Consider the following 9,739-nt stretch of genomic DNA (forward strand, 5'->3'; position numbering starts at 1 on the left):
CTTGCGCGCCGCCACGGCACTCAGTGCATCAGGATTGGCAGTCGGCTGCTTCGCGGCGGGTGAGCTTCTTTTCGCCGGCGTACTTGTCGGCGGCCGCCTTCACCATCGGCTTGATGATCTGGCTGTCGGCCTCGTACCAGTCGGACATGCCGCCCCACTTGGCGCCGTCCCAGGTATGGACGCGCGCCCAGGTCGAGCCCATGTGGTCCTGGCACGAGGTGCTCACCGGACGCATCACGCCCGAGAAGCCCAGTGCGTCCAGCTTCTTCTGGTCGAGTGCGAGGTTCTCCATGCCCCAGCGCACCTGCTCGCCGGTCATGACCTTGCCCTTGCCGAAGCGCTCCTGCGCACGACGCACGGCCTCGATGGTCAGCATCTGGATGATCACGCCGCGCGTGTAGAGCACCGAGCCCACTTCGTCCTTCGGACCCGTGCCCTGGCCCTTGTCGTGCACCTGCTTGAGGATGTCCTGGATCACCTTGGGCTGCGTGCCCGAGGTGTTCAGCGCCAGCGCGTTGTAGCCCTTGGCGTTGGCGCCCACGTCCTTCACGTCGGGTTCGGCGCCGGCCCACCACACGCCGTACATCTTCTCGCGCGGGTAGCCCGTGGCCACGGCTTCCTTCAGGGCGGTGGAGTTCATCACGCCCCAGCCCCACAGCAGCACGAAGTCGGGACGCGACTGGCGCACCTGCAGCCAAGCCGACTTCTGTTCCACGCCGGGCGCGGTCACGGGAATGAGCGACAGCTCGAAGCCGTTCTGCTTGGCACGCTCCTGCAGCAGCGGAATCGGCTCCTTGCCGAACGGCGAGTCGTGGTACACGAGGGCGATCTTCTTGCCCTTGAGCTTGTCCATGCCGCCTTCTTTTTTGCCGATGTGCTGGATCAGGATGTCGGCCGCGGTCCAGTAGGAGCCCATGAGCGGGAAGTTCCACTTGAACACGCCGCCATCTTGCGAGGCCGACAGGCCGTAGCCCAGCGTGATGAGCGGGATCTTGTCGGTGGGCACCTTGTCGGTCAGCGCGAAGGTGATGCCGGTGGCCTGCGGGTCGAACAGCGTCACGCCCGGGCGGCCCTTCAGGCGCTCGTAGCATTCCACGCCCTTGTCGGTGGCGTAGCCGGTTTCGCATTCCTCGTACGTGATCTTCACGCCGTTGATGCCGCCGGTGGCGTTGATGTACTTGATGTAGTCCTGCTTGCCGTTGGCCCAGGGCGTGCCGTTGGGCGCGTAGGGGCCGGTGCGGTACACCAGCAGCGGGAAGAACTGTTCCTTGGCCTGGGCTTGCGCGAGCGAAGGCGCGAAGGCCGCGCCGAGGGTGCTGGCCACCAGGGCGGCGGTCAGAGCGAGCGATTTCAGTGTCATGCCTGTCTCCTTTTGTGGGCACCTCGGTGCCGGGTTTTTACGAACGAACAACAACGAACCAGAACCTGTCAGTGCGGGAAGGGCCACAGCCGCAGCTTTTCCTTGGCCGTGGACCACAGCCGCGCCAGGCCGTGCGGCTCCACGATCAGGAAGAACACGATCAGCGCACCGAAGATCATGGTCTCCAGGTGCGAGGCCAGTGCGGTCGAGATCGAGAAGCCCAGCCACCCCGGCAGCTGGTTCAGGAAGAGCGGCAGCAGCACGATGAAGGCGGCGCCGAAGAAGCTGCCCATGATCGAGCCGAGCCCGCCGATGATCACCATGAACAGCAGCTGGAACGAACGGTCGATGCTGAACGCCGCCGGCTCCCACGCACCGAGGTGAATGAAGCCCCACAGCGCGCCGGCCACGCCGACGATGAAGCTGCTCACCGCGAAGGCCGTGAGCTTGGCGTACACCGGGCGGATGCCGATCACCGCGGCGGCCACGTCCATGTCGCGCATCGCCATCCACTCGCGGCCGATGGCGCTGCGCACCAGGTTCTTGGCCAGCAGTGCGAACACCACCACGAAGATCAGGCAGAACAAATACTTCTGCACCGGCGACTCGATCGGCACGCCGAACACGTTCAGCCCCGCCACGCTCACCGAACCCGACGACGAGTTGTTGGTGAACCACTGGATGCGCAGGAACGCCCAGTCGGTGAAGAACTGCGCGGCCAGCGTGGCCACAGCGAGGTACAGGCCCTTGATGCGCAGGCTCGGAATGCCGAACAGCACGCCGATCACCGTGGCGCACAGCCCGCCCAGCAGCAGCGAGGCGATGAGCGGCATGCCGTCGATGCGCACCTGGAAGTTGTAGGCCGCGTACGCGCCCACCGCCATGAAGGCGCCGGTGCCCAGCGAGATCTGGCCGCAGTAGCCGACCAGGATGTTGAGGCCGAGCGCCGCCAGCGACAGGATCAGGAAGGGCGTGAGGATGGCGCGCATCCAGTAGTCGGACACGCCCATCGGCACCACGACGAACGCCACGAGCAGCAGCACCAGGATCGCCAGGCGGTCCTGCGCGATCGGGAAGATCTGTTGGTCGGCGCGGTAGCTCGACTTGAACTGGCCGTTTTCTCTGTAGAACATTCTCAGACCCGATCGATGATCTTTTCGCCGAACAGACCCTGCGGACGAACCAGCAGGAAGACCAGCGCGAGGACATAGGCAAACCAGATCTCGATGCCGCCACCGAGCATGGGGCCGAGATAGATTTCAGACAGCTTCTCGCCGACACCGATCAGCAGGCCGCCGATGATGGCGCCGGGGATCGAGGTCAGCCCGCCGAGGATCACCACCGGCAGAGCTTTGAGCGCCACCAGCGAGAGCGAGAACTGCACGCCGAGCTTGGAGCCCCAGATGATCCCGGCCACCAGTGCCGAGAAGCCGGCCACCGACCACACGATCACCCAGATGCGCGACAGCGGAATGCCGATCGATTGCGCGGCCTGGTGGTCGTCGGCCACCGCGCGCAGCGCCCGGCCCGTGGCCGTCTTCTGGAAGAAGATCGCCAGCACCACCACCAGCGCGGCGGACACCAGCGCGGCGATCAGGTCTTCCTGGCTCAGCAGCAGGCCGCCCTGGAAGGTGCCTTCGAGCACCATCAGCGGTTCCTTGGGCATGCCCACGTCGATCTTGTAGATGTCGTTGCCGAAGATCGTCTGGCCCACGCCGTCCAGGAAGTAGGCGATGCCCAGCGTGGCCATCAGCAGCGTGATGCCTTCCTGGTTCACCAGCTTGCTCAGCGCCAGCCGTTCGATGAGCCAGGCCACCACGATCATCACGGCCATGGCCGCGATGAAGGCCAGGATGTTCGCGAGGATCTGGCTCTGGAAGCCGAACCACTGCGGGAACCACTCGGCGAAGCGCGCCATGGCCAGCGCCGCGAACAGCACCATCGCACCCTGCGCGAAGTTGAAGACGCCCGAGGCCTTGTAGATCAGCACGAAGCCGATCGCGATCAGCGAATACAGCATGCCGACCATGAGGCCGCCGAAAAGGGTTTCGAGGAAAAATCCCATGGTCAATGCTCCACGCCGAGGTATGCCCGGATCACGTCTTCGTTGTTCCGAACTTCATCCGGCGTGCCGTCGCCGATCTTCTTGCCGTAGTCCAGCACCACCACGCGGTCGGAGATGTCCATCACCACGCCCATGTCGTGCTCGATGAGCACGATGGTGGCGCCGAACTCGTCGTTCACGTCGAGGATGAAGCGGCTCATGTCCTGCTTCTCTTCCACGTTCATGCCGGCCATGGGTTCGTCCAGCAGCAGCACCTGCGGCTCCATCGCGAGCGCGCGGCCGAGGTCCACGCGCTTTTGCAGGCCGTAGGGCAGGCGGCCCACCGGCGTCTTGCGGTGCGCCTGGATTTCCAGGAAGTCGATGATGTGCTCGACGAACTCGCGGTGCTGCAGCTCTTCGCGTTCGGCCGGGCCCCAGCGCAGCGCCTGTGCGAACAGGCCGCTCTTCATCTTGAGGTTGCGCCCGGTCATGATGTTGTCGAGCACGCTCATGCCCTTGAACAGCGCCAGGTTCTGGAAGGTGCGCGCCACGCCCATCTCGGCCACCTGGCGCGAGTTCATGTGCTTGAAGGTCTGACCGCGGAAGGTGATGGAGCCCTGCTGCGGCCAGTACACGCCGTTGATGCAGTTCAGCATCGAGCTCTTGCCCGCGCCGTTGGGGCCGATGATGGCCCGCACCTCGTGCTCGCGCACGTTGAAGCTGATGTCGGTCAGCGCTTTCACGCCGCCGAAGCTCAGGCTGATGTTCTGGACGTCGAGGATGACGTCGCCAATTTTCCGATTGCTCATGCGGCGGCCTTCACGATGGGGAAGGTCTTGGCGTCGTTGATCTTCAGCGTGGCGCTGACAACCCCCGTGCGTCCGTCCTCGAACTTGACCTGGGTCTCGATGTACTGCGCGGTCTTGCCGCCGTACAGCGCATCGACCAGCACGGCGTATTTCTCGGCGATGAAGCCGCGGCGCACCTTGCGCGTGCGGGTCAGCTCGTCGTCGTCGGGGTCGAGCTCCTTGTGCAGCACGAGGAAGCGCGCGATCTGCGTCTCGCCCATGCCGTCCTCGGCCGCGAGGTCGGCGTTGACCTTGGCGATGCACTCGGCCACCAGCGTCAGCACCTCGGGCTTGCCGGCCAGGTCCACATAGCCGCCGTAGGCCAGGCCGCGGCGCTCGGCCCAGTTGCCGACCGCCTCGAAGTCGATGTTGATGAAGGCGCAGACCTCGTCGCGGCCGTTGCCGAAGCACACGGCCTCCTTGATCTGCGGGAAGAACTTGAGCTTGTTCTCGATGTAGTTGGGCGCAAAGATCGCGCCGCCCACGAGCCGGCCCACGTCTTTCGCCCGGTCGATGATGCGCAGGTGGCCTTCGCTGTCGAGCACGCCGGCGTCGCCGGTGTGGAAGTAGCCGTTGGCGTCGAGCACCTCGGCCGTGGCGTCGGGGCGCTTGTAGTACTCCTTGAGCACCGACACGCCGCGCACCAGCACCTCGCCGTCGTCGGCGATCTTCAGTTCGATGCCCGGCGCCGCCGTGCCCACGGTCTGCAGCTTGACCTTGCCGTCCTGCTGCAGGCACACATAGGCGCAGGTCTCGGTCTGGCCGTAGAACTGCTTCAAGTTCACGCCGATGGAGCGGTAGAAGCGGAACAGGTCGGGCCCGATGGCCGCGCCGGCCGTGTAGGCCACGCGGATGCGGCTCATGCCCAGCACGTTGCGCAGCGGGCCGTAGATGAGCAGGTTGCCCAGGCTGTACATGACGCGGTCGCCGGTGCTCACGGGCGCGCCGTTCAGGATGTCGGCGCCCACGCGCTGCGCCAGCGCCATGAACTTCGCATACAGCCAGCGCTTGGGCGCGGCCGCGTCTTCCATGCGGATCGACACGGCCGTGAGCAGGCCTTCGAAGGTGCGCGGCGGGCCGAAGTAGTAGCTCGGGCCGATCTCGCGCATGTCGTTCATCACCGTCTCGGCCGACTCGGGGCAGTTGAGCGTGAAGCCGCCCACCAGCCACTGCGCCACCGAGAACAGGTGGTCGCCCACCCAGGCCATCGGCAGGTAGCTCATGATGTTGTCGCCGGGGCCGAGCTTGTCGGTCTCGACGCCGCCGCGCCCCGCCGCGATGAAGCTGGCGTGCGTCTGGCACACGCCCTTGGGGCGGCCGGTGGTGCCCGAGGTGTAGAGGATCACGCCGACGTCGCTGGCCTCGCCGCTGGCCACGGCGCGGTCGTAGTAGCCGGCGTTGGCCTTGTCGAAGGCCCGGCCCAGCTCGCGCAGCTGCTCGTAGCTCATGAGCCCCGGCTGCTCGTAGTGGCGCAGGCCCTTGGGGTCGTCGTAGATGATGTGGCGGATGCCCTGCTGCTGGCCCTCTTGCCCTTGCTGCAGCTCGCGGCACTCGAGCAGCTTGTCGACCTGCTCCTGGTCTTCGACGATCACGAACTCGATGCTCGCGTCGTTCAGCATGAAGACCATCTCGCTGGCGACCGCGTCCTGGTACAGGGGCACGGGCACGCCGCGCAGGCTTTGCGCGGCGAGCACCGCCATGTACAGGTGCGGCCGGTTGGCGCCGACGATCGCAAGGTTGTCGAAGGCCTTGAAGCCAAGGCTTGCCAGACCGCAGGCCATCTCGCGCACTTCCTGCGCCACGGCGTTCCAGGTCCAGGTTTGCCAGATGCCAAGGTCTTTTTCGCGCACGGCGGGAGCCTCGGGACGGGCCTCGGCATGCGCGAGCAGCAGACGGGGGAAGGTGGGGGCGGTGGTTTGCACAGTGGCCGGATCGTAGGTCCCACTTTGACGCCCGGTTGTCGTTCCAACGACAATCCTAGGGACACTACTCCCCGGAGTTTCCCGATGCCTCCTGGCAACCTCAACCCACAGAACGTGCTCGGCGGTTCCATCAAGGACCGTGTGCGCCCTGCCAATGCCGCTGAACTCGACGGTATTCCGTGGCTGCCCACGCTCACGCCCGCCGAGCGCCGCCGCGCCGAGGCCACGCTCGTGGTGGGCGAGGCCGAGCCCGGCGACCTGGTGTGCCGCGTCGGGCGTTCGCCCACCTACTGGTTCGGCGTGGTCGAGGGGTTGCTGAAGATGAGCAACGACAACGCCGACGGGGGCTCGGTCACCTACACCGGCGTGCCGCCCGGCGGCTGGTTCGGCGAGGGCACGGTGATGAAGCGCGAGCCCTACCGCTACAACATCCAGGCGCTGCGCCGCAGCCTCGTGGCGGGGCTGCCGATCGAGAGCTTCCACTGGCTGCTGGACCACTCCATCGGCTTCAACCGCTTCGTGATGAACCAGCTCAACGAGCGGCTGGGCCAGTTCATCGCGGCGCTGGAGATCGACCGCCTCAACAACCCCGACGCGCGCGTGGCGCGCAACCTGGTGTCGCTGTTCAACCCGGTGCTGTACCCCGGCGTGGGCGAGGTCTTGCGCATCACGCAGCAGGAACTGGCGTACCTTGTCGGCCTGTCGCGCCAGCGCGTGAACGAGGCGCTCAATGCGCTGTCGGCGCAGGGGCTGATCCGCGTGGAGTACGGTGGCCTGCGCGTGCTCGACCTGCCGGGCCTGCGCGCCACCGCGATGTCCAGCCGCAAGAACAACAGCACTTCGAACTGAAAGAAGAAAAGACCATGGCCCTTTCCGACCACCTGCAGATCGTGCCCGCCGACGCACAGGCGAGCTTTCTGCCGCCGCAGCAGCAACAGGCCACGCAGGCCCGCAACGAGGAAGACGACGGCCCGACGCTGGAAGAAGCGATCGACCGCGCCGAGGCCTTGGGCGAACAGATCGACGCGCTCAACGAGATACTGGCGCGACCGCTCAAGGACATCCTGGCCGACCGCGAGAAGTCGGAAGAAGCTGCGCTGGCCTGGGACCGCTTCGGCGCGATGTGGATGCTGTCGCAGCGCGCCATGCGCCGCGTCGCGCTCGACCTGGCGGCGCAGCTCGGCGTGAGCGAGGAAGAGGTCGTGGCGCGTGCCATGGCGAACGCCAATGCGGTGCTCAACGGCGCGGATGAAGTCGACCTCGGCGGCTCCATCGCACCGGCGCAGCTGCAGCACATCGCCCGCCACCGCAACTTCCTGCGCGCCCAGTTCCGTACCGGCTGACGCGCGCGGCCTTTCGATATCCCTTAGCCTTGCGGCCTTCTCCTGCCCCTACACAACCATGACCACCTCCGCCTCTTCCCACCTCACCGTCATCACCGGCGCCTCGCGCGGCCTGGGCCGTGCCATGGCCGAACAGCTGCTGCAGGCCGGCCACACGGTGCTCGGCATCGCGCGCAAGTCCTCGCCCGAACTGGCCGAAGCCCCCAAGACTGCCGGCGCCGAACTGACGCAATGGGAGCAGGACCTGTCCGACCCGGTGGCCGCCGCGGCGCGCCTGTCGGACTGGCTGCGCACGCTGGACGGCCAGCGCTTCGACAGCGTCACGCTCATCAACAACGCCGGCACCGTCGGCAACCCCGCGCCGCTGTCGCGCGCCGTGCCGGCTGAACTGGCGCAGGCGCTGCGCATCGGGCTCGAGGCGCCGATGCTGCTCACGGCCGCTTTTCTCGGCGGCACGCGCGAATGGCGCGGCGCGCGCAAGGTGCTGAACATCTCGTCGGGCCTGGGCCGCAACGCCCTGGGCAGCCAGGCGCCGTACTGCGCGGCCAAGGCCGGCATGGACCATTTCTCGCGCGCCGTGGCGCTCGAAGAGGTGCATGCGCCGAACGGCGCGCGCATCGTGTCGTTGGCGCCCGGCATCATCGACACCGACATGCAGGTGCAGCTGCGCGGCGCTTCGGCCGAACAGTTTCCGGACCGCACGCGCTTCGTGAGCATGAAGGAAGAAGGCCGGCTCGACAGCCCCCAGAGCGCGGCGGCCAAGGTGCTCGCCTACCTGGCGCGCGCGGACTTCGGCAGCAACCCCGTGGCCGACGTGCGCGACCCGGCCTGAGCACGGCGACCACATCATGGCCACCGCAAAGTCCATCGACACCGTCGAATACAAGCTCTTTCCGTCGCCGAGGAACGTGCACCGCATCGTCTTCGAGCACCAGGTGTTCGTGCCCTACCCGTACGCGCTGATCGTGATGGACGAGTTCTATTTCAAGGGCCGCTACAGCCTGTTCTCGGCCTGCCGCATGAGCGACGGGAAGATGGGGCAGGTGGCGACGTTCGAGGATGCGGCGGACGTCGAGATCTTCAACGCCAAGTTCGTGCCGGATTGAGCTCGCCCCCAGGCTTCGCGCACTTCGTGTCGCTTCGCCAACCCCCTGCCGGGGGCAACACCAGCGGCCCGGCAAAGCCGGTTCCGCGGTGTTCCTGGTATGAAAACCCCTCTTACTCGATCGTCGCGCCCGAGGCCTGCACGATCCCCTTCCACTTCTCGTAGTCGGTCTTCAGCAGCGCGGCGAACTGCTCCGGCGTCATGCTCTGCGGCTCCGCGCCCTGCGCAATGATGGCCGCCTTCATTTCAGGCGTGGCCAGCAGCTTGTTGACTGCCGCATTCAGCGTCGTGACGATGTCCTTGGGCGTGCCGGCCGGCACGAAGACGCCGTACCAGGTGCTCACGTCGAAGTCCTTGTAGCCCAGCTCGGCCACGGTGGGCGTGTCGGGCAGCGAGGTGCTGCGCTTGGCGGAGGTGACGGCCAGCGGGCGCAGCTTGCCGGCCTTGATCTGCGCCATGGCCGAGGGCACCGACGACACCATCAGGTCGACGTTGCCCGCGAGCACGTCCATCATGGCCGCGTTGGAGCCCTTGTAGGGCACGTGGCGCATCTTGATCTTGGCGGCGCCGTTGAAGATCTCGCCGGCCAGGTGGATGGTGGTGCCGTTGCCCGGCGAGCCGTAGGTGACGGTGTCGGGCGCGGCGCGCGCGGCCTTCACCACGTCGTCCAGCGTCTTGAACTTGGAGTTGGCCTGCGTGACGATCACCACGGGCGTGTAGGCCACGTGGGCCACGGCCGTGAGGTCCTTCACCGGGTTGTAGCTCAGGCTCTTGTAGAGCCAGGGCGCGACGACCATGTTGTCCTTCTGGCCCATCACGATGTCGTAGCCCGTGGGCGTGGCGCGCGCGGCCTCGGCGATGCCGATGGTGCCGCCGGCGCCCGCGCGGTTGTCGGGCACCACGGTCCAGTGGTTGGCCTCGGTGAGCTTCTGCGCGACCAGGCGCGCCAGGATGTCGGTGCCGCCGCCGGGCGGGAAGGGCACGACCATGCGGATGGGCTTGGCGGGGTAGGCGGCGGTCTGGGCGTGGGCCGGGGCGGTGGCCGCCACGGCGGTGAAGGCCAGCGCGAAGGCCAGCGGACGGAGGAAGTTCGATGGGGTCATGGGGGGCATTGTCT

The 9,739-nt window shown here is 66.8% G+C and carries 10 protein-coding genes; 4 read left to right on the forward strand and 6 right to left on the reverse strand.

Going from position 1 to position 9,739, the window contains the following annotated elements; translation table 11 throughout:
• Positions 1 to 28: 28 nt before the first annotated feature.
• The 5 genes from AC07YS_RS30915 to AC07YS_RS30935 all read right to left on the reverse strand — a co-directional run bounded on the left by AC07YS_RS30915 (position 29) and on the right by AC07YS_RS30935 (position 6,174).
• The gene (locus AC07YS_RS30915) at positions 29 to 1,360 is read right to left on the reverse strand and encodes an ABC transporter substrate-binding protein (protein WP_062473894.1); all 1,332 of its coding nucleotides are present in this window, start codon (positions 1,358 to 1,360) and stop codon (positions 29 to 31) included.
• A gap of 68 nt (positions 1,361 to 1,428) precedes the next feature.
• A complete protein-coding gene (locus tag AC07YS_RS30920; RefSeq protein ID WP_062473892.1) occupies positions 1,429 to 2,493 on the reverse strand; it encodes a branched-chain amino acid ABC transporter permease in 1,065 nt (354 codons plus the stop codon).
• 2 nt (positions 2,494 to 2,495) lie between these two features.
• The gene (locus AC07YS_RS30925) at positions 2,496 to 3,425 is read right to left on the reverse strand and encodes a branched-chain amino acid ABC transporter permease (protein ID WP_070062998.1); all 930 of its coding nucleotides are present in this window, start codon (positions 3,423 to 3,425) and stop codon (positions 2,496 to 2,498) included.
• 2 nt (positions 3,426 to 3,427) lie between these two features.
• Positions 3,428 to 4,213 (reverse strand): ABC transporter ATP-binding protein, encoded by a 786-nt coding sequence (locus tag AC07YS_RS30930; protein WP_062473888.1) that lies wholly within the window; start codon positions 4,211 to 4,213, stop codon positions 3,428 to 3,430.
• The gene (locus AC07YS_RS30935) at positions 4,210 to 6,174 is read right to left on the reverse strand and encodes an AMP-dependent synthetase/ligase (RefSeq protein WP_369645525.1); all 1,965 of its coding nucleotides are present in this window, start codon (positions 6,172 to 6,174) and stop codon (positions 4,210 to 4,212) included. Before AC07YS_RS30935 ends, AC07YS_RS30930 begins: the two co-directional genes overlap by 4 nt.
• Before the next feature lie 84 nt (positions 6,175 to 6,258).
• Between AC07YS_RS30935 and AC07YS_RS30940 the strand changes: the two genes are divergently transcribed.
• Genes AC07YS_RS30940 through AC07YS_RS30955 form a run of 4 tightly spaced genes read left to right on the forward strand, consistent with a single transcriptional unit; the run spans position 6,259 to position 8,623 of the window.
• The gene (locus AC07YS_RS30940; RefSeq protein WP_062473884.1) at positions 6,259 to 7,023 is read left to right on the forward strand and encodes a Crp/Fnr family transcriptional regulator; all 765 of its coding nucleotides are present in this window, start codon (positions 6,259 to 6,261) and stop codon (positions 7,021 to 7,023) included.
• 14 nt (positions 7,024 to 7,037) lie between these two features.
• Positions 7,038 to 7,517: a hypothetical protein gene (locus AC07YS_RS30945; protein ID WP_062473882.1), complete on the forward strand. Its 480-nt coding sequence runs from the start codon at positions 7,038 to 7,040 to the stop codon at positions 7,515 to 7,517.
• Positions 7,518 to 7,575: 58 nt separating this feature from the next.
• Positions 7,576 to 8,349: an SDR family NAD(P)-dependent oxidoreductase gene (locus AC07YS_RS30950; protein ID WP_495270149.1), complete on the forward strand. Its 774-nt coding sequence runs from the start codon at positions 7,576 to 7,578 to the stop codon at positions 8,347 to 8,349.
• Between the two features lie 16 nt (positions 8,350 to 8,365).
• Complete coding sequence (locus AC07YS_RS30955; protein ID WP_062473877.1) at positions 8,366 to 8,623, forward strand: hypothetical protein; 258 nt, start codon at positions 8,366 to 8,368, stop codon at positions 8,621 to 8,623.
• A gap of 112 nt (positions 8,624 to 8,735) precedes the next feature.
• Here AC07YS_RS30955 and AC07YS_RS30960 read toward each other — a convergent pair whose 3' ends face one another.
• The gene (locus AC07YS_RS30960; protein ID WP_495270148.1) at positions 8,736 to 9,725 is read right to left on the reverse strand and encodes a Bug family tripartite tricarboxylate transporter substrate binding protein; all 990 of its coding nucleotides are present in this window, start codon (positions 9,723 to 9,725) and stop codon (positions 8,736 to 8,738) included.
• Positions 9,726 to 9,739 lie beyond the last annotated feature (14 nt).

This window comes from Variovorax sp. GW458-11-26-14-LB1, assembly GCF_059423965.1.

Bases quoted from the DNA above. Each gene is read 5' to 3' on its own strand.
- AC07YS_RS30940 (WP_062473884.1), top strand. From the start codon at position 6,259: ATGCCTCCTGGCAACCTCAACCCACAGAACGTGCTCGGCGGTTCCATC.
- AC07YS_RS30930 (WP_062473888.1), bottom strand. From the start codon at position 4,213: ATGAGCAATCGGAAAATTGGCGACGTCATCCTCGACGTCCAGAACATC.
- AC07YS_RS30915 (WP_062473894.1), bottom strand. From the start codon at position 1,360: ATGACACTGAAATCGCTCGCTCTGACCGCCGCCCTGGTGGCCAGCACC.
- AC07YS_RS30920 (WP_062473892.1), bottom strand. From the start codon at position 2,493: ATGTTCTACAGAGAAAACGGCCAGTTCAAGTCGAGCTACCGCGCCGAC.
- AC07YS_RS30945 (WP_062473882.1), top strand. From the start codon at position 7,038: ATGGCCCTTTCCGACCACCTGCAGATCGTGCCCGCCGACGCACAGGCG.
- AC07YS_RS30955 (WP_062473877.1), top strand. From the start codon at position 8,366: ATGGCCACCGCAAAGTCCATCGACACCGTCGAATACAAGCTCTTTCCG.
- AC07YS_RS30960 (WP_495270148.1), bottom strand. From the start codon at position 9,725: ATGACCCCATCGAACTTCCTCCGTCCGCTGGCCTTCGCGCTGGCCTTC.
- AC07YS_RS30925 (WP_070062998.1), bottom strand. From the start codon at position 3,425: ATGGGATTTTTCCTCGAAACCCTTTTCGGCGGCCTCATGGTCGGCATG.
- AC07YS_RS30950 (WP_495270149.1), top strand. From the start codon at position 7,576: ATGACCACCTCCGCCTCTTCCCACCTCACCGTCATCACCGGCGCCTCG.